Origin of the sequence: Allobosea sp. LjRoot9, assembly GCF_964252745.1 — a bacterium.
Classification (GTDB): Bacteria; Pseudomonadota; Alphaproteobacteria; order Rhizobiales; family Beijerinckiaceae; genus Allobosea.
This window is the reverse complement of record NZ_CAXUPC020000001.1, coordinates 1,207,984-1,231,276: the sequence shown is the minus strand read 5'-3', so window position 1 is coordinate 1,231,276 and position 23,293 is coordinate 1,207,984. Positions and strand designations below refer to the sequence as shown.

The window sequence follows — 23,293 nt, the reverse complement described above, 5'->3', positions numbered from 1 at the left end:
CGGGAGGAAGCGTGATTCCGCCTGAGCCCGATGGCTCAGTAGGAGTAGTACATCGCGAACTCGACCGGGTGCGGCGTCATCTCGAAGCGCATCACATCCTGCATCTTGAGCTCGATATAGCTTTCGATGAAGTCGTCGTTGAAGACGCCGCCTGCCTTGAGGAAGGCGTTGTCCTTCTTCAGGCAATCGAGCGCTTCACGCAGCGAACCGCAGACGGTCGGGATCTTCTTCAACTCGCGCGGCGGCAGGTCGTAGAGGTCCTTGTCCATCGCCGGGCCCGGATCGATCTTGTTGATGATGCCGTCAAGACCGGCCATCAGCATCGCGGCAAAGGCGAGATAGGGGTTCGCCATCGGATCGGGGAAACGAACCTCGACGCGCTTGGCCTTGGGCGAGGTCGTCCACGGAATACGGCAGGAGGCAGAGCGGTTGCGCGCCGAGTAGGCGAGCAGAACCGGGGCCTCATAGCCCGGAACGAGACGCTTGTAGGAGTTGGTCGAGGGGTTGGTGAAGGCGTTCAGCGCCTTGGCGTGCTTGATGATGCCGCCAATGTACCAGAGGCACTCCTGCGACAGGTCGGCGTATTTGTTGCCGGCCATGATGGGCTTGCCGCCCTTCCAGATCGACTGGTGGACGTGCATGCCCGAGCCATTGTCGCCATAGATCGGCTTCGGCATGAAGGTCGCGGTCTTGCCGTAGCTCTGCGCGACGTTGTGGATCGCGTACTTATACACCTGCATGGTGTCGGCCATGTGGGTCAGGGTGTCGAACTTCAGGCCGAGCTCGTGCTGGGCCGAGGCGACCTCGTGGTGATGCTTCTCGACCTTGGCGCCCATGGCCGCCATGGCCGCCAGCATTTCGCCGCGCATGTCCTGCGCCGAATCCTGCGGCGGGACGGGGAAGTAACCGCCCTTGGTGGCGATGCGGTGGCCGAGATTGCCGCCTTCATAGTCGGTCATGCCGTTGATCGGCAATTCGACGTTGTCGAGCTTGAAGCCCGTGTTGTACGGGTCGGCGGAGATCTTGACGTCGTCGAAGACGAAGAACTCGGCCTCGGGGCCGACATAGATGGTGTCGCCGATACCGGTCGACTTCAGATAGGCCTCGGCCTTCTTGGCGATGCCGCGCGGGTCGCGGTTATAGGGCTCGCCGGTGGCGGGCTCGAGCACGTCGCAGGTGATGACCATGGTCGCGGCGGAGAAGAACGGGTCCATGACGGCCGTCGTCGGATCCGGCATCAGCAGCATGTCGGACTCGTTGATGGCCTTCCAGCCAGCGATCGAGGACCCGTCGAACATCGTGCCCTCGGCGAAGATGTCCTCATCGATCATCGTGATGTCGAACGTCACATGCTGCCACTTGCCGCGCGGGTCAGTGAAGCGGAAGTCGACATACTTGACGTCGTTGTCCTTGATCGCCTTGAGGACATCCTTGGCGCTCTTCATCTCAGCATTCCTCTTGAAAGCAGTTTCTCAACATTGACTGATCCGCGGTGTGTCCAGACCACCGGGACGCAGAACCTTCGGGTTGGGATTGAAGCCCTTAGATCGCGTCCGCGCCGGTCTCTCCGGTGCGGATGCGGATCGCCCCCTCCACCGTCGATACAAAAATCTTGCCATCGCCGATGCGGCCCGTCTGGGCCGCCTTCTTGATGGCCTCGATGGCGGCCTCGACCATCTCGTCGGCGAGCACGATCTCGATCTTCACCTTGGGAAGAAAATCGACGACGTACTCGGCGCCGCGATAGAGCTCGGTATGGCCCTTCTGGCGCCCGAAGCCCTTGGCCTCCAAAACGGTGATGCCCTGCAGGCCGACCTCCTGAAGCGCCTCTTTCACCTCGTCCAATTTGAACGGCTTGATGATCGCCTCGATCTTCTTCATGCGCCGACCGGCCTCCCTCGCGCGTGATGAGACCTGGACTTCCCTCCAGGCTTGCGAACCGCCTGCTCGCCGCCGAAAACAGCAAAGGCTCCGTCAGTCACGGCCCCAGCGTCTCGTCAGGCGAGCGAAACACCCGCTCTTCTTGCTCATAGCATCGGCGTATGCCCCCCGCCACGTGGAAGAAAGCCTCCCGACGCCTGATGATAGGGCACAAAATAGCACATAAATTGATCATTTGATTAATTTAAGAGCAATCACCTTTGTGTCACTCCGTGCTTGCCGGACATGAGCGGCTTCTGGATGATGCCTTCGTGGATAGAGCTGACAAAACCGGGCTGGTGCTGCTGAGCGTGGCCGATATGGCTGCGGCCGATCGCGCGACGATCGCGGCCGGCACGCCGGGGCTCGCGCTGATGGAGCGGGCAGGGCGAGCGGTCGCCGATGCGGTCAGCCGGCGCGCTCGCCCAGGCGACGGCGTGCTCGTGCTCTGCGGCCCGGGAAACAATGGCGGCGACGGCTTCGTCGCGGCGCGCTTGCTGCGCGAGCGCGGCTTTGGTGTCACCGTCGCGCTGGCCGGCGAGCGTTCGGCCTTGACGGGCGATTCCGCCGCCATGGTGGTGCGCTGGACCGGGGCGATCGAGCCGATCGCGGCCATCGAGCCGCGCGATCACGCTTTGATCGTCGACGCGCTCTACGGCGCAGGGCTCAACCGGCTCCTGGCCGGCGATGTTGCCGGGCTCGTCGCAGCGATCAATGCAGCGGACAGGCCTGTGATCGCTGTCGATGTGCCGAGCGGGCTGTCAGGCGATAGCGGCCGGGCCGAGGGGGCGGTCGTGCAGGCCGACGAGACCGTGACCTTCTTTCGGCTGAAGCCCGGCCATTTGCTCGAGCCCGGGCGTGGGCTGTGCGGGGTCGTCACGCTCGCCCAGATCGGCCTGAGTCCGGAGACCGTCTTCGGCGCGGGCGGATTGCGCCCTGCCATGTTTCGCAATGGCCCCGCCTTGTGGCGCGAACTCTGGCCGAGGCATCGACGCGATACCCATAAATACCGCCGCGGCGCCGTCCTCGTCGTGGCTGGCGGACTTTCCGGGGTCGGCGCGCCACGGCTCGGCGCACGGGCGGCGCTCCGCATCGGCGCGGGTCTCGTCACGGTTGCTTGCCGTCCCGAAGCCTTGGCGGCTCATGCCGCGCGCGGGCCCGACGCCTTGATGCAGAGGCCGATCCCGACGGAGGCCGCGCTTCAGGCCCAGCTCGATGACGAGCGTCTTGGCGTCGTCCTGATCGGGCCGGCTCTGGGGCTCGATGCCGAGGCGAGGGCTGCCGTGATGGCAGTATTGCGCGCCGACATTCCGGCGGTGTTCGATGCCGATGCGTTGACGCTGCTCGCCTCGCGGCCGCGATGGCTGCGCCGCCGGGCTAAGCCTTGTGTGCTGACGCCGCATGAAGGCGAGTTCGCGCGCTTGTTCGGCGACAACGAGCGAATCGTCACGCAGGCGTCAAAGCTGGAACGGGCGAGGCTGGCCGCTGCCGCCTCGGGCGCAGTCGTCGTGCTGAAGGGGCCCGATACCGTGATCGCCGACCCCGATGGCAGGACGGCGGTCAATGCGACCGGGTCCTGGGCGCTGGCGACGGCAGGGGCGGGCGATGTACTCGGTGGCCTCATCGCCGGATTGCTGGCGCAGGGAATGCCGGCCTTCGAGGCGGCCTGTGCCGCAGTCTGGCTGCATGGCAAGGCTGGCGAGACGCTCGGTCCGGGCCTGATCGCCGACGATCTGCCGGAAGCGATCCCGCCTCTCGTCGCGCCCGCCTTGGCGGATGATGATGCCTGAAGGGGCTTCAAGCCTTCAGGCCCACCCTCCGAGGAAGGTGGGCCTGATCAGCTATTTCCTGACCATCAGGCAGGATAGAACGCGATGCCTATCAGTCCCGAAGTTCGATCAGGTGCCGGCGGCATAGGAAACGGCAGGCGCGGCGTGAAGCTGATCCTTGGTCAGGCTGATCTTGCCGTGATCAGGATACATCGCCGGAGCCCTGGGGGCCGGCGGCGCTGAGGCGATACCGCCTCCGGCCATGCCGCCAGAGCCGCTGCCTGCGCCGCCACTTGGAGCCGGGACAGGCGCTGCGGTGACCAGGGGCTGGTCGCTCCAGCTCACCTGCTCGAAGGGAATGGCGACATCCTTGGCGCCGATGCCGAGGAAACCGCCGACGCCGACGGTGATCATCTCGACCTTGCCGGTCTTGTCGAACAGCACCTCTGTCACGCCACCGACCTTCTTGTCGTCGGGGCCGTAGATATTGACGCCGATCAATTTCGAGGCACGCCACTTCCCCTGGCCGGCGAGATTCTGCTCCGGAGCCTTGGTGCTGCTAGCGGACGGGGCCGGCGCGGAGGTGGAGGGCGACGGCGCGTTCGGGCTCGGAGCACTGGTCTGGGCGATGGCGGTTGCCGCGAGCATGGCGAAACCGATGGACGTCAGAGCGATACGACGCTTGAACATGTGAGCCTCCTGTCAGTAACCGCAAGTAGCGGTATGCAGGAGCAACGCGCGGGCAGCGCATTTGTTCAGGTCGTGGGCGGGTGAATTTGTTTTTCCTGGCGGAGATGCGCTTGAATTCGAGCTGATGCGCATCTGCAACATGTGTGTTGCAGATGCGAAATCGTCAAGATGCGATTCTATCGCCCATATTTTGCCTCAATCCCGATCCGCCAAGAACGCCTATGTCATATGCCATTTGAAATGCCACTGCGGAGACTATGCGCCCTCGGCGGACATCCTGCGAATCGGCTGGCCCTGCGATCTCAATTGACCGGGCTGCACTCCATTCGCACCCGCTGGCCTGGCTGCGCGAATGTCTGGCAGGACACGGAGGTCGGCAGCGGTGCGGGGCTCTCCGCGGTCGAGGCCGGAATGAGCTTGGGCGTGGGCGCCGCTGGCCTTGGCGTGGCGAGATGCGTCGGGGCGGGCCTAGGCTTGCTCGGCTGCAGATGTTTAGTTGAAGGAGCCGCGATCGGCTGAGGCTCTGTCGCCGGCATCGTTTCCACGAGAGCGACCTGGGGCTGCTGCGGCCTCTCTTCCTCCTTGGGCCTCTCTTGCACCTTGGTCTCTTGCACCTTGGGTTGCCAAGGCCGCCAGGCGCTCAATTGCGTGAAGGCCTCCATGGTCGGCTTGGTGATCGATTCCGCTGCCGGCATCGCTTGTCCCATGCATCCCGCAAGAGCCAGGCCGGTCAGGCACGCCGCAGTTGCGCGGCAATTGATGGTCATCATCGTCGCCCCTTCCTGCTACTTCTTCCGCCGCTATAGCGAAGTGTCGCCTAAATCGACGACATGCGTGTGTAAATCTGTGCAATTCGGCGTTGCGTGTCAATTTTTCCGGCTTGGCTCAGCGGATAGAAGCGCAGAAACCCTCATATCACGAGGCGTTAACGCGGGTTCCGCGAGATTCTCAACCTTGGAAATCTGCTTCCGAGTGCCCAAGCAGGAGGCCGTTCACGTCTTCAATCACAACGTTGCTGAAGGCGCTGGTGAGCGGGGAGGGGATCGAACCCTCGACCACATGATTAAAAGTCACGTGCTCTACCACTGAGCTACCCGCCCTCACCGGTGCGCTGACATAGGCAGGCGTCGCGCGCGGGTCAACATTGTTCGTAAGGCCGCTTCTGTGGCAGAAGCGCGCCGGAGGTTCGCGATGTTCGTTTTGCCCAGATCCACTACAGCAGGAGCCGCCGGTCTCGATGCCGTTCGGGATTGATACGACGATGGCTGCTGCGCCTGGAGCGCAACGCCCGGTCTGGCTGGCCTGGACGATGGCGTTTCTGGTTTCGGCCCTCGTGCTGGGCGGGGTGTTGTTCGGATTCGTCGTGGCGCTCGATCCGTTCGGGCTGCGGGTGCAGGCCGGCGTGCCGGCGCGGCCGCTCATGGATCTCAACCAGCGCTATATGTATCCGCAGCTCGTGCGCTCGGGTGCGTTCGATTCGGGGGTCTTCGGCACCTCGACCATGCGCTTGCTCGATCCTGCGATTCTGTCGCGCTCGATCGGCGGGCGCTTCGCCAATCTCGCAATGAATGCGGCCACGCCCTGGGAACAGGTGCAGATGGCTGACCTGTTTGCGCGCACTGTTACGGCGCCGAAAGCCGTGATCTGGGGACTCGACCTGACCTGGTGCGAAAGTGACGCGACCACGCCGGCCAAACGCCTGACGCCACGACCGTTTCCGCCCTGGCTCTATGACGGCGCAAGCTGGGCCGACGCGCCCAGGCAGTTGAACCTGACGACGCTCGAGATCTCGGCACGGTTGCTCGCGCACAGGCTCGGTTACCTGCCTGCACGCATCCGCGGCGATGGCTACGAGGTCTTCACGCCGCCCGAGGCCAGCTATGATCTGGCGCGGGCGCGAAGCCATCTTTATCCCGACAATCACGGTTTCGCGCCGGATTTAACACCGCTGTCGCCGCCAGCGGCCGTCAGCGAAGCCGAGCGTCTGAGCTGGCGCTTTCCAGCCTTGGCCTGGCTAGACGAGGCCTTGTCTTCGTTTCCCGCCGGCACCTCGAAGCTGATCGTGCTGCCGCCGACGCATATCGCCGCGCAGCCGCGCGAAGGCTCTGTCGCTGCGCAGCGCTACAACGCTTGCAAGGCCGCCTTGCGCGGGCTCGCTGCGCGCCAGGGCGCGACCATCGTCGATTATGCGCATGGATCGGCAGTGACTGAGGTCGACCAGAACTACTGGGACCCCCTGCATTTCAGGTTGCCAATCGCGCGGCGCGTCGAGGCCGATCTGGCAGCCGTCTCGCATGGCCAGCCTCTTGCGCCCGATGGTGCCGCACGGCTCGTGCGGCCTTCGCGTTAACCCGCCGGAAACCAACCCGGCCTAGCCTGCCGGCATGGTTATTCGTCGCGGTGTCAGATCCGTCCTCGTCACGCTCGCGCTCTACCTCGTCTCGGGCGCGGTGGTGAGCTATTTCCTGTTCCACGCCCAGCACGGCGCGCGCGGGCTGGAGGCGCGCGACACCTTGCAGGGGACGTTGCGCGGGATGGAGGCAGAGCTCGCTGCCCTGACCGTCGAGCGCAAGAGCTGGGAGCAGCGCCTGTCGCTGGTACGTGACGAGGCGGTCGATCGCGACCTGCTCGAGGAGATGGCGCGCAACACGCTTGGTCGCATTCACAAGAACGACGTCATCCTGATGGGGCGCTGAGCGCTGCGGATGCCGGTCAATAGTCCCCGGCACATCGATTAACTGGATTCCAGTTAATTCTTGAAAATTCTGCAATTGCAATGATTTAGCAAATGCTGCAGTGCGAGATGGCTCTCTCGCCAAGGGTTTTGCGATCCTCTACAACCAAGGTCGAATGACCCTGGAGGACCGCTGATGGCCGTTGCCGCGCGTAAGACAAAAGCTCCCGCTCAATCCAAGGCCGCCGCGAAGACGGCGACCAAGACGGGCTCCGCCAAGGCCGGAGTCGACAAGGGGGCGTCCAAGGCGCTCAGCAACATGCCGACCTTCGACAAGGCGGAAGAGCTTCACGCTTATCGCGAGATGCTGCTGATCCGCCGCTTCGAGGAAAAGGCCGGCCAGATGTACGGCATGGGCCTGATCGGCGGCTTCTGCCACCTCTATATCGGGCAGGAAGCCGTCGTCATCGGCATGCAGATGGCCTCCAAGGATGGCGATCAGGTCATCACCGGCTATCGCGACCATGGCCATATGCTGGCATGCGGCATGGAATCACGCGGCGTGATGGCAGAGTTGACCGGGCGGCAGGGCGGCTATTCCCGCGGCAAGGGCGGCTCGATGCACATGTTCTCCCGCGAGAAGAATTTTTATGGCGGCCACGGCATCGTTGGCGCGCAGGTCTCGCTCGGCACCGGCCTGGGCTTTGCCAACTGGTATCGCAATGACGGGCGGGTCTCGTTCGCCTATTTCGGCGACGGCGCGGCCAATCAGGGCCAGGTCTATGAGAGCTTCAACATGGCCCAGCTCTGGAAGCTGCCGGTCGTGTATGTGATCGAGAACAACCGTTACGCCATGGGCACCTCGGTCAGCCGCGCCTCGGCGCAGACCGATTTCTCGCGGCGCGGCCTCTCCTTCGGCATCCCCGGCGAACAGGTCGACGGCATGGATGTGCGCGCCGTGCGCGCCGCCGCCGAGCGCGCCATCGAGCACGCCCGCTCCGGCCAGGGACCCTATATCCTGGAAATGCAGACCTATCGCTATCGCGGCCATTCGATGTCCGACCCGGCGAAGTACCGCTCCAAGGACGAGGTTCAGCGCATGCGCGAGGAGCACGATCCGATCGAGCAGGTGAGGGGGCGTCTGACCCGCGACTTCAAGGTGAGCGAGGACGAGCTCAAGGCGATCGACGCCAAAGTCCGCGAGATCGTCAACGACGCGGCCGAATTCGCGACGCACGATCCCGAGCCCGACGTCTCTGAGCTCTGGACCGACATCACGCTGGAGACGGCGCGCGCCTGAGGGGCGCGCCCGCTTCCGCAGGCCTCTCGGCCTTAATCCTAATCCCCGCGTCTTTCAGAAATCCGGGTGCGTTCATGCCGATCGACATTCTCATGCCTGCTCTTTCGCCGACGATGGAGCAGGGCAAGCTCTCCAAATGGCTGAAAGCCGAAGGTGATACGGTCAAGGCCGGCGACATCATCGCCGAGATCGAGACCGACAAGGCGACCATGGAGGTCGAAGCCGTCGATGAAGGCATCCTGGCCAAGATCCTGATCGCCGACGGCACCGAGAATGTCGCTGTCAACACGCCCATCGGCGTGATTGCGGCCGAGGGCGAGGATGTCAGCGCGGCGAGCAAGCCGGCCGCTGCCAAGCCTGCCGAGAAGCCTGTCGAGCCCGAAGCCAAGGCTGCGCCGGCGCCAGTAGCCTCCGCGCCGCCAAGCGTACCGGCTCAGGCAAAGTCCTATGACGCGTCCTCCGAATTCCCGGCAGGCGCCGAGGTCGCGACCATCACGGTGCGCGAAGCCTTGCGCGACGCCATGGCCGAGGAAATGCGCCGCGACGGTGATGTCTTCGTCATGGGCGAGGAGGTCGCGGAATATCAGGGCGCCTACAAGGTCACCCAGGGGCTGCTGCAGGAATTCGGCGCCAAGCGCGTCATCGATACGCCAATCACCGAGCACGGCTTTGCCGGTATCGGCGTTGGCGCGGCGCTGACCGGCCTGAAGCCGATCGTCGAGTTCATGACCTTCAACTTCGCCATGCAGGCGATCGACCATATCATCAACTCCGCCGCCAAGACGCTCTACATGTCGGGCGGCCAGATGGGTTGTCCGATCGTCTTCCGCGGCCCCAACGGCGCTGCGGCCCGCGTCGGCGCGCAGCACAGCCACGACTACGCCGCCTGGTATTCCAATGTGCCGGGCTTGAAAGTCGTCGTTCCCTACAGCGCCTCGGATGCCAAGGGTCTGCTCAAGAGCGCCATTCGCGATCCGAACCCGGTCATCTTCCTCGAAAACGAGATTCTCTACGGCCGGACCTTCGAGGTTCCCAAGAGCGATGATTTCCTGGTCCCGATCGGCAAGGCCAAGATCGTGCGCCCGGGTACGGACGTCACCATCGTCTCCTTCGGCATCGGCATGACCTATGCGCTGGGCGCGGCCGAAGCGCTCGCCAAGGAGGGCATCGAGGCCGAAGTCATCGATCTGCGCACGATCCGGCCGATGGACATCGAGACGGTCGTCGCCTCCGTGCAGAAGACAAATCGTTGCGTCGCCGTCGAGGAGGGGTTCCCGCAGTCGGGCGTCACCGCCGAGATCGGCATGCGCATCATGGAGGCAGCGTTCGACTATCTCGACGCGCCGGTCGCCCGCGTCACCGGCAAGGACGTGCCGATGCCTTACGCCGCGAACCTCGAGAAGCTCGCCTTGCCGAATATCGGCGAGGTCGTCGCTGCGGCCAAAGCCGTTTGCTATCGCTGAGAAGGGTGAGCCATGGCGTCCTGTGAGCCGAACGGAAATCGGGCATTGCTGGCCGCGTGTCTGTTTGGCATGGGCGCGCTGCCGACAGCGGAGGCTATGGGGGCCCCGATGAGGGCCTCGGTGAAGCCGACGCCCTTCGTACATGCTGAGTTCGAGCGGCTTTCAGCCACGAGTCGCGCCCAGTCGATCAATCAACTGGCCCAGCGCGTCTGGGGTCGGTCCTGCGTCAACTCCAGTCAATCCCTGGCGGCGCTTGGACCAAAGGCGGCTTCCTGGCACGTCTCCTGTGATCGGAGTGGGCAGCTCGACTACATGCTCCTCCTCCCGGTCCAGTCTCGGAGCGAGAGCGCTGTCTTAATCTATTGCGGACCGTCGACCACCGGCGGCCGCGCCTGTGCCGCGAATTAACAAGCCCATGTGCCCTGATACGCGTTTTTCAGCGATCAAAAGTGAGCTGATGCCATGCCCGTGAACATCCTGATGCCCGCGCTCTCTCCCACCATGGAGAAGGGCAATCTCGCCAAATGGCTCAAGAAGGAAGGCGACACGATCAAGTCCGGCGACATCATCGCCGAGATCGAGACCGACAAGGCGACGATGGAGGTCGAGGCCGTGGATGAAGGCATCCTGGCCAAGATCCTGGTGCCGGACGGCACGGCCGATGTCGCCGTCAACGAGATCATCGGCGTGATCGCGGCCGAGGGCGAGGATGTGAAGGCGGTTGCCGCTCCGGCCAAGGCTGAGGCTCCCAAGGCCGAGGCTGCGCCCAAGGCGGCTGCTCCCGCGCCGACCGCCGAGGCGCCCAAGGCGAGCGAGGCTCCCAAGGCTGCCGCTCCGGCGGCCTCGGCCAGTGGCGAGCGCCCCTTCGCCTCGCCGCTCGCCAAGCGTCTGGCCAAGGAAGCCGGCCTCGATCTCGGAAAGATCCAGGGCTCGGGCCCGCATGGCCGCATCGTCGAGAAGGATATCGAGGCTGCGAAGGCCGGCGGAACCGCCAAGGCGGCGCCATCCGCTGCTCCTGCGGCCGCACCCAAGCCCGTTGCAGCGCCGCTTGCCGCCGGTATGTCCGACGAGGCGGTCAAGAAGCTGTTCGCGCCGGATTCCTACGAGGAAGTGCCGCATGACGGCATGCGCAAGACGATCGCGCGCCGCCTGCTCGAATCCAAGCAGACGATCCCGCATTTCTACCTGACGATCGATTGCGAGCTCGACGCGCTGCTCAAGCTGCGCGCGGAACTCAACGCCGCCGCGCCCGAAAAGGACGGCAAGCCGGCCTACAAGCTCTCGGTCAACGACCTCGTGATCAAGGCGTTGGCGCTTTCGCTGCGCGCGGTGCCTGAGGCCAATGTGAGCTGGACCGAGAACACCATGCTCAAGCACAAGCATGCCGATGTCGGCGTCGCGGTCTCGATCCCCGGAGGGCTGATCACGCCGGTGATCCGCGATGCCTGCCACAAGACGCTGAGCCAGATCTCCAACGAGATGAAGGACCTGGCTGCCCGCGCCAAGAACCGCAAGCTGAAGCCCGAGGAATATCAGGGCGGCACCACGGCGGTCAGCAATCTCGGCATGTTCGGCGTCAAGGACTTCGCGGCGATCGTCAATCCGCCGCATGCGACGATCCTGGCGGTCGGCGCCGGCGAGCAGCGCGCTGTCGTCAAGGGCGGGCAGCTCGCGGTCGCGACCGTGATGTCAGTGACGCTCTCGACCGACCACCGTGCGGTGGACGGCGCACTCGGGGCCGAACTGATGCAGGCCTTCAAGGGCTTCATCGAGAAGCCCATGGCGATGCTGGTGTGAGGGGTGGCCGTTCAGTAGTCCGCCGCCCACTCCAAATCCCTCCCACAAGGGAGGGAAGCGCTCAGGCGATCCCATGTCCGATTACGATGTCACCATCATCGGCTCCGGCTCCAGCGGCTATGTCGCTGCTGCACGATTAGAGAGGGCGCGAGTTCCCGGAATGAGCTTTGGTTTTTTTGCCCCTGCGGTACTGTTTCTCGCGCTGGCGGGATGCGTATCCAATTCGCCGCCGCAGGCGCCGGTAAGCCGCGAGCCGAGCGACCCTGCCGTTCACGCCGCTGGCCTCAAGATTGTCGGCCGGACTTTCTTTGCGGGCAGCGAAGGCAATCTCAAGGGCAGCATTTATTTCGGGCCGGGCCGCCAGGCACTCCAGGTCGCGCCGGAGCGCGGTATCAGGCGCCTGCGTTGGGGCATCGTGAAGAACGCCGAAGGGCTGAATGGCCCCGCGGTCTGTGTGAGCGGCGACTACTATAATATTGCGCCGGCAAGCAGCACGGTCACGGTCCAGAAAAACGGAGTGACCGGGCTCTGCGCGCCTGTCTCCGTATTCGCCCGGATCCGCAGCAGCCAGGGCAACACGCTTGGCTTGGGAACCATCATTCAATGACGGGAATGTTGGCAACAGCTGGCGATGCGCTTGCTCGGATGCGAGCAGGCAAGGGGCGCGTGTTGTACCGGATCGCCGGGTTGCTTGCGCTGGTGCTGTCCGGGACCTTGGAGGCGTATGCACAACCGGCCATTGTCGAATTCGGGCCAGCCGTTTCGCAGCAGTTTCGCAGGCCGCGCGGCCTGTTCGCGGCGCGCTCGGTCATGACGCAGGCAGAATACGGCGCAAGGAACACCCTGCCGAAGGGCAATAGTGGCCCAGCCTCGCTGCCCCAGGCCCATGCCGATCCCGACGTGATCGCGTCGTTCTTCGGCGACCGCACGATACTGACCCACAGCCAGCAGCATGGCACGCAGATCGAGTATATCAGCCGAAGTGGCGAGACATCCCTCTGGTATCCCGGCGATGACATGATCCTGCGGGGGGCGTTTGTCGTGCTGTGGGAGAAGGGCGCTGCGGAGATCGACGATCCGCAGGATGGCCGCTACCGGGGCCAGATCAACCTCAACTATGTCTGCTTTCGCTATGCGGCGAATTCCTACAACCCGACTACGGGCCATCGTGGTGGCGGCTTCGAATGCGGGACTTACGCGAGTCAGCGCGCTAGGCTGAAGGAAACGCGCAAGGGCGATGTGTTCGGCCTTGCCAGGCGCGACGCTGCACCGTTCCCGCTCGGGCGCGAGGCACAATCGATAGCAGCGCTTCAGAAACGTGTAGGGGCGGTGCGGCCATGAGATTTGGCCGGACGGCCTTTGGTTCCATGCGCCAGGCATGGCGAGATGTGGCTTAAAACAAGGGGCAGCAACATGTCCGACTACGACGTCATCATCATCGGCTCCGGCCCCGGCGGCTATGTCGCCGCCATTCGTGCGGCGCAGCTCGGTTTCAAGACCGCGATCGTCGAGCGCGAGCATCTTGCCGGCATTTGCTCGAACTGGGGCTGCATCCCGACCAAGGCGCTGCTGCGCTCGGCCGAGATCCTGCATTACGGCCAGCACGCCAAGGATTACGGGCTGAAGCTGGAAGGCAGTTTCACGGCCGATCTCGCCGCTGTGGTGGCGCGTTCGCGCGGCATTGCGGCGCGCATGAACAACGGCGTCCAGTTCCTGATGAAGAAGAACAAGGTCGACGTGATCTGGGGCGAGGCAAAGCTCACCAAGCCCGGCACGATCGCGGTCGCACCGACCAAGAAGCCCGCCATGCAGCCGCAAGTGCCGCCGCCCAAGGGGGCCAAGGGCGAGGGCACCTATACCGCCGACCATATCGTCATCGCGACCGGCGCGCGGCCACGCGCTCTGCCCGGCATCGAGCCCGACGGCAAGCTGATCTGGACCTATTTCGAGTCGATGGTGCCGGCGAAAATGCCGAAATCGCTGCTCGTGATGGGCTCGGGCGCGATCGGCATCGAATTCGCCTCGTTCTACCGGACGATGGGCGTCGAGGTCACCGTCGTCGAGGTGATGCCCCAGGTCGTACCGATCGAGGATGCCGAGATCGGCGCCTTCGCGCGCAAAGCCTTCGAGAAGCAGGGCATGAAGATCCTTACCGGCGCCAAGGTCACCAAGGTCGAGAAGGGCGCCGATAGCGTCACTGCTCATATCGAGGACGAGAAGGGCGGCAAGCAGACCATCACCGCCGACCGGATGATCTCGGCCGTCGGCGTCGTCGGCAATATCGAGAATCTGGGCCTGGAAGCACTCGGCGTAAAGACCGATCGCGGCTGCATCGTCATCGATGATTTCTGCCGCACCAATGTGAAGGGCGTCTATGCGATCGGCGATGTCGCGGGTCCGCCGATGCTGGCGCACAAAGCCGAGCATGAGGCGGTGATTTGCGTCGAGGCGATCAAGGGGCTGCATCCGCATGCGATGGACAAGCTGATGATCCCGGGCTGCACCTATTGCCATCCGCAGATCGCCAGCGTCGGTCTGACCGAAGCGAAGGCGAAGGCGGCCGGCTATGAGCTCAAGGTCGGGCGCTTCCCCTTCGTCGCCAACGGCAAGGCGGTGGCACTCGGCGAAGACAGCGGTCTGGTCAAGACGATCTTCGACGCCAAGACCGGCAAGCTCCTCGGCGCGCATATGGTCGGCGCTGAAGTGACCGAACTGATCCAGGGCTTCGTTGTGGCCATGAACCTCGAGACCACCGAGGAAGAATTGATGCACACCATCTTCCCGCATCCGACGATCTCGGAGACGATGAAGGAGAGCGTGCTCGACGCCTATGGGAAAGTGCTGAACGCGTGATCAAGCGACAGGCCACGGTGGGAGAACGAGCTGTTTACGGGTTCGTAGACAGCCTCCTGTTCCTTGTTTTGTGGTTTGTTGTGACGGTTTGCGCCAAGGTAAAATCGCCCTTTGGCTTTCACAAGCTGCCTTATACCGAAGCTCATTTGCTCAGGTATCTGGAAGTCATGTCGTGGATGACGTTGGCATTTTTCATTGCCAGCATCATTTTTCACCGATTTGCGGGCGGATCGCCGGGAAAGCTTATGATTGGCTATCGGACGCAACGCGTCGACGGCAGCCGCATAAGCTGGCGAGGCGCAATTGTGCGAGCGCTGGCAATGTTTGGTCTCGGGATGGTGATACTCGCCCCTGGACCGCTCGCATTCTATGTCTTTGGACTTGATCCTGCGCAGGTGTCCCGGCCGCTGCTTCTCGCTGGGCTGATGCTTTGGTTTGGCATTGCGTTGTACCCCTTTCGTGGCAACGATGCCGGAGCACGAAGACCAGCAATCGAGCAATGGTTGGGCATTGAAACAGTTTGGGTCGAGACACCCGCCGATGTGAAACTTGGACTATAGGCGCGCGCAATCAGGCGAAGGCCGCTAGGAGAGCACCATGGATATGCGAGCAATTCTCGTCGCCATCGTCATCGGTCTTGTCGCAGGCTGGCTCGCCAGCATCGTCGTAGGCGGTGGCGGGCTGGTCCGCTACATCATCACCGGCCTGATCGGCGCCTTTGTCGGCAGCTTCCTGCTCTCGGCACTCGGCATTAATCTCGGCATCGGCAATCCGCTCGTCTCACAGATCATCACGGCGACGATCGGCGCGATTGTGGTGGTCCTGCTGGCACGGCTGATCGCCTGATACTGTGATCGATCCTGCAATCCGCGCGGTGCGGGAGGGGCTATCGCTGCGATGACCACCCGCCCGCGCAAACCCCGTGGTCCCGAGCGGACCATCCCAGACGACAAGGTCGAGATTCTGCCGCCCGGCGACGGCCTGATGCTCGACTGGCGCGTGCTGGCGCCGACGATCGCGTTGGGCACCGTGACTGGGTTCGTCGCCAGCCTGATCGTGGGCGGTGGCGGGCTGGTCCGCCACGCCGTCGTCGGCGTGCTCGGCATGCTGGCCGGACAGGGGCTGGTGCGGTTGACCGGTTGGCGTGTGCGCACCGGCCATGGTTTTCTCGACGAGATGGCGATGGCTGTATTGGGTGCAATTCTTGTGGTTCTTCTGGCGCGCTTTATCGCGTGACTGCAAATAGTTGCGTAGGATGGTTCCGTTTCTGCCCTGTTTCACAATGAGCTGAAAGGTCAAGGACGATGGACTCTATCAATGCCGCGATGTCGGCGCAGCCGGGCTACGGCTTCTTCGCGACGATCTTTATCGGCCTTCTTGCCGGTTGGATCGCGGAGCGCATCACGTCTTCGAGCCATGGCATCCTGACCAATATGCTGGTCGGCGTCGCCGGCTCTTTCCTTGGCAGCCGGCTGGCGGAATTGCTCGATATCCCGATCTTCGGCTTCGTTCGCACCCTGGTCGCCGCGGTCGCGGGCGCGGTCATCGTCATCGTGGTCTGGAACGCCTTCCGTAAGCCTGTTGCCTGACGCGACATCGGCTCCTGTTGTCGTCCGCCTCAAGGCGGATTAGCTAGAGGGCAGGCGGGGGCGTTGACCCCGGTCTGCCACATATATGGAAGTTTTTGAGCATGGCGCTCGTTCTTGATCTGCTGAACCGCGATCCGCGACCCAATGTCGGCAATCCCCAGGCGGAGGCTTCGCCGCCGGCCGCGGAACTGCGCCATCCCGAGAAGCAGAAGCGGCCCGAGAATCCGATCCTGCGCAAGCCGGACTGGATCAGGGTCAAGGCGCCGGGCTCGCCGAAATGGGCTGAGACCCAGAAGATCGTCAAGGAAAACAAGCTCGTCACGGTCTGCGAGGAGGCCGGCTGCCCCAATATCGGTGAGTGCTGGGAGAAGAAGCACGCCACCTTCATGATCATGGGTGACACCTGCACGCGGGCCTGCGCCTTCTGCAACGTCAAGACCGGTGTGCCGCAGCCTCTCGACCAGGATGAGCCGCATAAGGTGGCGCAGGCCGTCGCCAAGCTCGGGCTGGAGCATGTCGTCATCACGTCGGTCGACCGCGACGATCTCAAGGATGGCGGCGCCGAGCATTTCGCCCGCGTCATCCGCGCGATCCGCGAGGCTTCGCCGGGTACGACGATCGAGATCCTGACGCCGGACTTCCTGCGCAAGCCCGGCGCGCTGGAGGTCGTCGTCGCGGCCAAGCCCGATGTCTTCAACCACAATCTCGAAACGGTGCCCGGCAAATACCTGACCGTGCGGCCCGGCGCGCGCTATTTCCATTCCTTGCGCCTGCTCCAGCGGGTAAAGGAGCTCGACCCGACGATCTTCACCAAATCCGGCATCATGGTCGGCCTGGGCGAGGAGCGGAACGAGATTCTCCAGCTGATGGACGATCTGCGCTCGGCCGATGTCGATTTCATCACCATCGGCCAGTACCTCGCGCCGTCGCGCAAGCACCATGCGGTGATCCGCTTCGTCACGCCCGAGGAGTTCAAGGGCTTCGAGGCGATCGCCTATGTGAAGGGCTTCCTGATGGTGTCCTCGACGCCGCTGACACGCTCCTCGCATCACGCCGGTGAGGATTTCGCCAAGTTGCGCGCTGCGCGTTCCGCGAAGCTCGGCTGAGGACGCCCAGACCGTCATGCCGATGTTCAACAACGCCCGCCGGGTGAAGCACTCGCCCGAGCAGATGTTCGCGCTCGTCGCCGATGTCGAGAAGTACCCGCAATTCCTGCCGCTCTGTGAGGGGCTGACGGTGCGCAAGCGGACGCCGCGCGAGGGCGGCGGCGAGGTTCTGCTCGCCGATATGAGCGTCGGCTATAAGGCGATCCGCGAAACCTTCACCAGCAGGGTGACGCTCGACCCGGCCAATCTCAAGATCCTGGTCGAATATGTCGACGGGCCGTTCCGCTATCTGGAGAACCGCTGGACCTTCAAGCCGGGCGACGGCGGCTGCGAGGTCGGCTTCTTCATCTCCTACGAATTCGCCAGCCGCATGCTCGGCCTGCTGATGGGCGCGATGTTCGACAAAGCCTTCCGCAAGTTCGCCGAAGCTTTCGAGCGTCGGGCGGATGTCGTCTATGGGCGGGGCAAGCCGGCGCCACCCACAGCCGAGGCCTGACGACCGCGTCAGACTGCGTCGCGCGCGGCTTCACGCAGCATGTCGAGCGCAGTGACGACCGTCAGACGGCGAATCTCGTCGCGTGACAGAGGTCCGAAACGCTGTTCGCGATGAACGGTCGCGTGGCCCCCGGCACAAGCGAAATGCACCAACCCCACGGGCTTCTCCACGCTGCCGCCGCCGGGGCCGGCCACGCCCGTGACGGCGATGGCGAGGTTGGCGGCAAGCCGCATCCAGCCGCCCTCGGCCATGGCGCGCGCGACCGGCTCGCTGACCGCGCCATGGGCTTCGATCAATTCGGCCGGCACGCCAGCGAGCGCACTCTTGGCCGCGTTGGAATAAGTCACCAGGCCGCCATTGACGACATCGGAAGAACCGGGGATCGCGGTCAGCGCGCCGGCGATGAGGCCGCCGGTGCAGGATTCGACGGTCGCGACGGAGAGCCCAGCCTTACGGCAGGCATCGAGCACCTCGGTTGCCAACTCGGTGATCTCGGCGTCGAACATGGCTTTACTCCGGTTCCGGCAAGCGGATTGTGGCGGTCGCCAGGGCGGCCAGGCCTTCTCCGCGCCCCGTGAAGCCCATGCGCTCGGAGGTGGTCGCCTTGATGGCGACCTGATCGATGCGGATCTCGGCGGCGGCGGCGATCGCAGCGCGGATCGCTTCGCGATGCGGGCCGACCTTGGGCGCCTCGCAGACGATGGTGAGATCGAGGAAGTCGATGCGCCCGCCGCGCTGCCTGACGCGCCCGGCTGCGAAGGCCAGGAACTGCGTGGAGGCAGCGCCCCTCCATTGCGGATCGCTAGGCGGGAAATGCGTGCCAATATCGCCCTCGGCCAAAGCGCCGAGAAGCGCATCCGTCAAGGCATGCAGCGCGACATCCCCATCGGAATGCGCCAGCACACCGCGATCATGAGCGATGCGGACGCCGCCGAGCCAGACATGGTCGCCATCGCCGAAGGCGTGGACGTCATAGCCGGTGGCAACGCGCACATGAAGAGGCGCGCCCTGGGAGCGATCGAAGTCCTGCGGATGGGTGAGCTTCACGTTGGCTGGGTCTCCAGGAAAGGTTTTCACAGGATGCCCTGCCCATTCCATCAGAGCCGCATCGTCGGTGAAGCCCGACAGGCCGGCAGTTGCTGCGGCCTCATGAGCCGCTAGCAAGGCTTGGAAGTGGAACCCCTGAGGCGTCTGCACGCTGACGAGCGTATCGCGGGGCGGTGTCTCGGCGACGCGACCATCGCTACCGAGGCGCTTGATCGTGTCAGTCACCGGCAGGGCGGGGATGGCTGCGATCTCGCCTTGGAGCGCGTCGACCGCGCGGCGCATGAGCGCGGCGGTGACGAAGGGGCGGGCCGCATCATGGACCAGCACGATGCCGCCGAAGCCGGTGGCAGCAAGTGCTTGCAGGCCCAGGCGCACGGAATCCTGCCGTGTTGCGCCGCCTTGCGCCGGCGGGAGCAGCTTCCCTGTCGGCAAGTCGGCGACAGCGTGGGCATAGCGTGCCTCATCGCCTGGCCCGATGACGACCATGACATGATCGATCGCAGCGTCAGCCAAAAAAGGCGTCAGGGCCTGCGCAAGAACTGGCCGACCCGCGAGGGCGCGATATTGCTTGGGCAGGTCTCCGCCGGCGCGCAGCCCGCGCCCGGCGGCGACAATCAGGGCGGCGACGACTGCACGGCGGCTGTTTGTTTCTGTGAGCACGAGCAATGGTCCAGCAGGGGCAATAGTCCAGCAGGGATTGGGTGATAGTGGCACGGCGCGCGATCGCCAAGTCCGGAGGCGGGATGCTCGGCAAGCCCATGCGGCAGGGGTGCGGCGATGATGCACTGCAATATGTTTCGAGGCCTCTTGCGCTCTCGCAGCAATGTCCAATAAATATGCATAATGGAAGTTGCCTCAAATTCGAGCGCTGACGTAGCGATCCTGCCGGACGTCGCTCCTGTTTCGCGCGCTTTCCTGGCGCCGATGTCGGGTGTCACCGACATCGTGATGCGTCGGATCGCGGCGCGCCATGGTGCAGGCCTCGTCGTCTCCGAGATGGTTGCCTCCGACGAGTTCGTCAGGGGCAGCGAGGAGGCGCGCATTCGTGCGGAGGGAGCCGGCGTCTCTCCCCACGTCGTCCAGCTCGCCGGCTGCGATCCGCATTGGCTGGGCGAGGCGGCGCGGCTGGCCGAGGCCAATGGCGCGGCGATCGTCGATATCAACATGGGCTGCCCGGCCAAGAAGGTCACGGGTGGCTGGGCGGGCTCGGCGCTGATGCGCGATCTCGACCATGCGATCGGGCTCGTCGAAGCTGCGGTGAAGGCCGTGAGCGTGCCTGTCACCGTCAAGATGCGGCTGGGCTGGGATGATGCCTCGCGCAACGCGCCGGAACTGGCGCGCCGCGCCGTCGCGTCGGGCGCGTCAATGATCACGGTGCATGGCCGAACCCGGCAGCAATTCTACAAGGGCGTCGCCGATTGGGGCGCTATCCGGGCGGTGCGCGAGCAGGGCGATTTTCCGCTCGTCGCCAATGGCGATATCCATGACGAGGATGATGCGCGCAATTGCCTTGCCCAATCGGGTGCTGATTTCGTGATGGTCGGCCGCGCCGCGCTCGGCAGACCATGGCTGGTCGGCGAGATTGGCGCTGCGCTTGCCGGGCGGGCGTCCCCGCAGCTCGGCCTTGGCCAGAAATTCGCCATCGCGCGCGACCACTATGAGGGGCTGCTCAGCCTGATGGGCGTCGCCCATGGCGTGCGCCATGCCCGCAAGCATCTGGCGGCCTATGCCGACGAGGCCGTGGCGAGCGGTGGCATGCCCGACCCCGAGCAGCGGCGCGCGCTCCTGACTTCTGACGATCCGCATCTGGTGCTCGGCGCATTGACGCGACTGTTTTCTCCGGAGCTCAGCCGCGCTGCGGCCTGACCGAAAGGTGTTGCGTATGGCAATGGCGTTTTTCGATGGCGGCGGACGGGGCAGGGACGATTTCCTGCTCGATCCGATCGAGATGCAGGCCCTCAACGTGCTGCCGATGCCGGTTGTCGTGATCGGCGAGGGTCATGGCATCCTCTACGCCAACACGGCCGCCGAGGACTTCTTCCAGTCTAGCGCCGTCGTGCTGAAGCGGCAGCGCATCGACGATCTGATCGCCTTTGGCTCGCCGGTGCTGGCGCTGGTGGAGGAGGTGCAGCGGCGCGGAGCGAGCGTCAGCGAATATCGGCTTGACCTCGGCTCACCCCGCCTCGGCGTCGATCGCGTGGTCGATGTCTTTGCCTCTCCTTTGTCCAGCCAAAGCGATGCCGTCGTGCTTATGCTGCAAGAACGGACAATTGCTGAAAAAATGGACAGACAGCTGACCCATAGAGGGGCAGCCCGTTCGATCACGGCGCTGGGGGCCATGCTGGCCCATGAGATCAAGAACCCGCTATCGGGCATTCGCGGCGCGGCGCAGCTGCTTGAGGCCTCGGTACCCGACAGCGAACGCATGCTGACGCAGTTGATCTGCGACGAGACCGACCGGATCGTGAAGCTCGTCGAACGGGTCGAGCTCTTCGGCGACGAGCGCCCGAGCGAACGCGATGCCGTCAATGTGCATGACGTGCTCGACCATGTGAAACGACTGGCGCAATCGGGCTTTGCGCGCCACATCCGCTTCAACGAGGTCTACGATCCGTCGTTGCCGCCGGTGGCCGGCAATCGCGACCAGCTCGTTCAGGTCTTGCTGAATTTGATGAAGAACGCGGCCGAATCCATTGGAATGCAATCGATCGATGGCGAGATCACGCTGACGACCGCTTACCGGCCAGGCATCCGCATGCAGCTCGCCGGCTCGCCGGGTCGGATCGCCCTGCCGCTCGAGATCGGCATCCGCGACAACGGGCCTGGCGTGCCCTCGGACCTGCTGCCGCACCTGTTCGATCCCTTCGTCACCACCAAGGCACAAGGCAGTGGCCTTGGACTTGCACTCGTTGCCAAGGTGATCGGCGATCACGGCGGAATCGTCGAATGCGAATCCGTTCCTCGTCGTACGACTTTTCGAATTCTGCTGCCTCTGCACCAGCCCCGGGCGCGGCAGACAGTTTAAGGCCTACAGGACCACAGTGAATGCCGACCGGTAACATTCTCGTCGCGGACGACGACGCCGCGATCCGCACCGTCCTCAATCAAGCCCTTGCCAGGGCCGGATATGAGGTGCGGACCACCGGCCAGGCGGCGACGCTCTGGACCTGGGCCGCGCAGGGCCTCGGCGACCTCATCATCACCGATGTGGTAATGCCCGACGGCAACGCCTTCGACCTGCTGCCGCGCATCAAGCGGGTGCGCCCCGAACTGCCGATCATCGTGATGAGCGCGCAGAACACCTTCATGACGGCGATCAAGGCCTCCGAGCGCGGCGCCTACGAGTATCTGCCCAAGCCCTTCGACCTGAAGGAGCTCGTCGCCATCGTCGGACGCGCCCTGTCGCGGCCGCGCGGCGATGGTGGCAGGGCCAATGCGGCCGAGCCTGACGATATTCCCCTGATCGGCCGCTCGCCGGCGATGCAGGACGTCTACCGCGCGCTTGCCCGGCTGATGCCGATCGATCTCACCGTGATGATCAACGGTGAGTCCGGCACCGGCAAGGAGCTGGTCGCACGGGCGCTGCACGATTACGGCAAGCGCAAGAACGGTCCATTCGTGGCGATCAACATGGCCGCGATCCCGAAGGACCTGATCGAATCCGAGCTGTTCGGCCACGAGAAGGGCGCCTTCACCGGCGCGCTGACGCGGTCGTCGGGCCGCTTCGAGCAGGCCGAGGGCGGCACGCTCTTCCTCGACGAGATCGGTGACATGCCGATGGAGGCCCAGACGCGCCTGCTGCGCGTGCTGCAGCAGGGCGAATACACCACCGTCGGCGGCCGGACGCCGATCAAGACCAATGTGCGCATCGTAGCCGCGACCAACAAGGATCTGCGCATCTCTATCGCGCAGGGGCTATTCCGCGAGGATCTGTTCTTCCGGCTCAACGTGGTGCCGATCCGCCTGCCGCCCTTGCGCGAGCGCGTCGAGGACATTCCGGATCTGGCGCGCCATTTCTTCTCGCTGGTCGAGAAGGAGGGGCTGCCGCATAAGCAGATCGATTCGGAAGCGATGGACGTGATGCGGCGCTATCGCTGGCCCGGCAACGTCCGCGAGCTCGAAAATCTCGTCCGCAGGCTCGCGGCGCTCTATCCGCAGGAGACGATCACCGCGCCGATCGTCGATGCGGAGCTCCAGCCGGCTTCGCCGACGACGAGCTTCTCGGGCGGAACGGCGCCCGAGCGGGCCGAGACGCTGTCGGGCTCTGTCGAGCGCCATCTCAACCAGTATTTCGGCGGATTCGGCGATAATATCCCGCCGCCTGGCCTGTATCACCGCATTCTGCGCGAGGTCGAGCCGCCTTTGATCGCAGCAGCCTTGGCCGCGACGCGGGGCAATCAGATCCGTGCCGCCGAATTGCTCGGCCTGAATCGCAACACGCTGCGCAAGAAGATTCGCGAATTGGACATGCAGGTCGTGCGCTCGCCGCGCTGACGCTTCTGCCGGGGGCGGCCCGCCGCCTTTCATATGTCGCATTTTGACAACACCGTTGCGGCGGCGCATCTATGCCGCCCGCAAGCTTGGATGTC

Annotated in this window: 23 protein-coding genes and 1 tRNA gene; 18 read left to right on the top strand and 6 right to left on the bottom strand. The window is 64.3% G+C overall.

All coding sequences use genetic code 11. The features are described from left to right. Positions 1-35: 35 nt before the first annotated feature. Both glnA and ACSQ3P_RS05820 read right to left on the bottom strand, forming a co-directional pair. On the bottom strand, positions 36-1,445 hold the full coding sequence (gene glnA, locus ACSQ3P_RS05825) for a type I glutamate--ammonia ligase (RefSeq protein ID WP_310153620.1): 1,410 nt from the start codon (positions 1,443-1,445) through the stop codon (positions 36-38). A gap of 97 nt (positions 1,446-1,542) precedes the next feature. Continuing rightward, positions 1,543-1,881: a P-II family nitrogen regulator gene (locus ACSQ3P_RS05820; RefSeq protein WP_066620066.1), complete on the bottom strand. Its 339-nt coding sequence runs from the start codon at positions 1,879-1,881 to the stop codon at positions 1,543-1,545. A gap of 359 nt (positions 1,882-2,240) precedes the next feature. Here ACSQ3P_RS05820 and ACSQ3P_RS05815 point away from each other — a divergent pair, with 359 nt between their 5' ends. Continuing rightward, positions 2,241-3,710 (top strand): NAD(P)H-hydrate dehydratase, encoded by a 1,470-nt coding sequence (locus ACSQ3P_RS05815; protein WP_436165170.1) that lies wholly within the window; start codon positions 2,241-2,243, stop codon positions 3,708-3,710. A 108-nt stretch (positions 3,711-3,818) separates the two neighbouring features. Here the strand turns inward: ACSQ3P_RS05815 and ACSQ3P_RS05810 are convergent, their stop codons facing one another. Both ACSQ3P_RS05810 and ACSQ3P_RS05805 read right to left on the bottom strand, forming a co-directional pair. Then, a complete protein-coding gene (locus tag ACSQ3P_RS05810; protein ID WP_436164636.1) occupies positions 3,819-4,379 on the bottom strand; it encodes a PRC-barrel domain-containing protein in 561 nt (186 codons plus the stop codon). A 1,025-nt stretch (positions 4,380-5,404) separates the two neighbouring features. Beyond that, positions 5,405-5,479, bottom strand: a tRNA-Lys gene (locus ACSQ3P_RS05805). A 137-nt stretch (positions 5,480-5,616) separates the two neighbouring features. Here ACSQ3P_RS05805 and ACSQ3P_RS05800 point away from each other — a divergent pair. From ACSQ3P_RS05800 to ACSQ3P_RS05735, 14 genes are all read left to right on the top strand, one after another. Further along, positions 5,617-6,729, top strand: a complete 1,113-nt coding sequence (locus ACSQ3P_RS05800) for a hypothetical protein (protein WP_436164635.1) — start codon at positions 5,617-5,619, stop codon at positions 6,727-6,729. Positions 6,730-6,763: 34 nt separating this feature from the next. After that, entirely contained in the window at positions 6,764-7,075 is a 312-nt protein-coding gene (locus ACSQ3P_RS05795; protein WP_436164634.1) for an FtsB family cell division protein, read from the top strand. A gap of 297 nt (positions 7,076-7,372) precedes the next feature. After that, positions 7,373-8,353, top strand: coding sequence for a pyruvate dehydrogenase (acetyl-transferring) E1 component subunit alpha (pdhA, locus tag ACSQ3P_RS05790; RefSeq protein ID WP_069693804.1), 981 nt, complete (start codon positions 7,373-7,375; stop codon positions 8,351-8,353). A gap of 74 nt (positions 8,354-8,427) precedes the next feature. Beyond that, positions 8,428-9,816 (top strand): pyruvate dehydrogenase complex E1 component subunit beta, encoded by a 1,389-nt coding sequence (locus ACSQ3P_RS05785; RefSeq protein ID WP_436164633.1) that lies wholly within the window; start codon positions 8,428-8,430, stop codon positions 9,814-9,816. Between the two features lie 462 nt (positions 9,817-10,278). After that, positions 10,279-11,613: a pyruvate dehydrogenase complex dihydrolipoamide acetyltransferase gene (locus tag ACSQ3P_RS05780; protein WP_436164632.1), complete on the top strand. Its 1,335-nt coding sequence runs from the start codon at positions 10,279-10,281 to the stop codon at positions 11,611-11,613. Positions 11,614-11,686: 73 nt separating this feature from the next. Further along, positions 11,687-12,220: a hypothetical protein gene (locus ACSQ3P_RS05775; RefSeq protein ID WP_436164631.1), complete on the top strand. Its 534-nt coding sequence runs from the start codon at positions 11,687-11,689 to the stop codon at positions 12,218-12,220. After that, positions 12,217-12,954 (top strand): hypothetical protein, encoded by a 738-nt coding sequence (locus ACSQ3P_RS05770; protein WP_436164630.1) that lies wholly within the window; start codon positions 12,217-12,219, stop codon positions 12,952-12,954. The genes ACSQ3P_RS05775 and ACSQ3P_RS05770 overlap by 4 nt, the downstream gene beginning before the upstream one ends. A 72-nt stretch (positions 12,955-13,026) precedes the next feature. Beyond that, entirely contained in the window at positions 13,027-14,466 is a 1,440-nt protein-coding gene (gene lpdA / locus ACSQ3P_RS05765) for a dihydrolipoyl dehydrogenase (protein WP_436164629.1), read from the top strand. Continuing rightward, positions 14,463-15,026 carry an RDD family protein gene (locus tag ACSQ3P_RS05760; protein ID WP_436164628.1) on the top strand — a complete coding sequence of 188 codons (564 nt, stop codon included), beginning with the start codon at positions 14,463-14,465 and terminating at the stop codon, positions 15,024-15,026. Before lpdA ends, ACSQ3P_RS05760 begins: the two co-directional genes overlap by 4 nt. Before the next feature lie 37 nt (positions 15,027-15,063). Further along, the gene (locus ACSQ3P_RS05755) at positions 15,064-15,312 is read left to right on the top strand and encodes a GlsB/YeaQ/YmgE family stress response membrane protein (RefSeq protein ID WP_436164627.1); all 249 of its coding nucleotides are present in this window, start codon (positions 15,064-15,066) and stop codon (positions 15,310-15,312) included. 51 nt (positions 15,313-15,363) lie between these two features. Further along, positions 15,364-15,702: a GlsB/YeaQ/YmgE family stress response membrane protein gene (locus ACSQ3P_RS05750; protein ID WP_436164626.1), complete on the top strand. Its 339-nt coding sequence runs from the start codon at positions 15,364-15,366 to the stop codon at positions 15,700-15,702. Between the two features lie 68 nt (positions 15,703-15,770). Next, a complete protein-coding gene (locus tag ACSQ3P_RS05745; protein WP_436164625.1) occupies positions 15,771-16,055 on the top strand; it encodes a GlsB/YeaQ/YmgE family stress response membrane protein in 285 nt (94 codons plus the stop codon). A 101-nt stretch (positions 16,056-16,156) separates the two neighbouring features. Further along, positions 16,157-17,161 (top strand): lipoyl synthase, encoded by a 1,005-nt coding sequence (gene lipA, locus ACSQ3P_RS05740; protein WP_436164624.1) that lies wholly within the window; start codon positions 16,157-16,159, stop codon positions 17,159-17,161. A gap of 16 nt (positions 17,162-17,177) precedes the next feature. Then, on the top strand, positions 17,178-17,657 hold the full coding sequence (locus tag ACSQ3P_RS05735) for a type II toxin-antitoxin system RatA family toxin (protein WP_436164623.1): 480 nt from the start codon (positions 17,178-17,180) through the stop codon (positions 17,655-17,657). Positions 17,658-17,665: 8 nt separating this feature from the next. Here ACSQ3P_RS05735 and ACSQ3P_RS05730 read toward each other — a convergent pair whose 3' ends face one another. Beyond that, positions 17,666-18,163, bottom strand: a complete 498-nt coding sequence (locus tag ACSQ3P_RS05730; RefSeq protein ID WP_436164622.1) for a CinA family protein — start codon at positions 18,161-18,163, stop codon at positions 17,666-17,668. Positions 18,164-18,167: 4 nt separating this feature from the next. Beyond that, positions 18,168-19,364: a bifunctional 2-C-methyl-D-erythritol 4-phosphate cytidylyltransferase/2-C-methyl-D-erythritol 2,4-cyclodiphosphate synthase gene (locus ACSQ3P_RS05725; RefSeq protein WP_436164621.1), complete on the bottom strand. Its 1,197-nt coding sequence runs from the start codon at positions 19,362-19,364 to the stop codon at positions 18,168-18,170. Between the two features lie 183 nt (positions 19,365-19,547). On the opposite strand from ACSQ3P_RS05725, the gene dusB reads away from it, so the two are divergent. The 3 genes from dusB (at position 19,548) to ntrC (ending at position 23,198) form a co-directional block, all read left to right on the top strand. Next, on the top strand, positions 19,548-20,570 hold the full coding sequence (dusB, locus tag ACSQ3P_RS05720; protein WP_436164620.1) for a tRNA dihydrouridine synthase DusB: 1,023 nt from the start codon (positions 19,548-19,550) through the stop codon (positions 20,568-20,570). Between the two features lie 82 nt (positions 20,571-20,652). After that, the gene (locus tag ACSQ3P_RS05715; RefSeq protein ID WP_436164619.1) at positions 20,653-21,729 is read left to right on the top strand and encodes a two-component system sensor histidine kinase NtrB; all 1,077 of its coding nucleotides are present in this window, start codon (positions 20,653-20,655) and stop codon (positions 21,727-21,729) included. 20 nt (positions 21,730-21,749) lie between these two features. After that, positions 21,750-23,198, top strand: coding sequence for a nitrogen regulation protein NR(I) (gene ntrC / locus ACSQ3P_RS05710; RefSeq protein ID WP_103716763.1), 1,449 nt, complete (start codon positions 21,750-21,752; stop codon positions 23,196-23,198). Positions 23,199-23,293 lie beyond the last annotated feature (95 nt).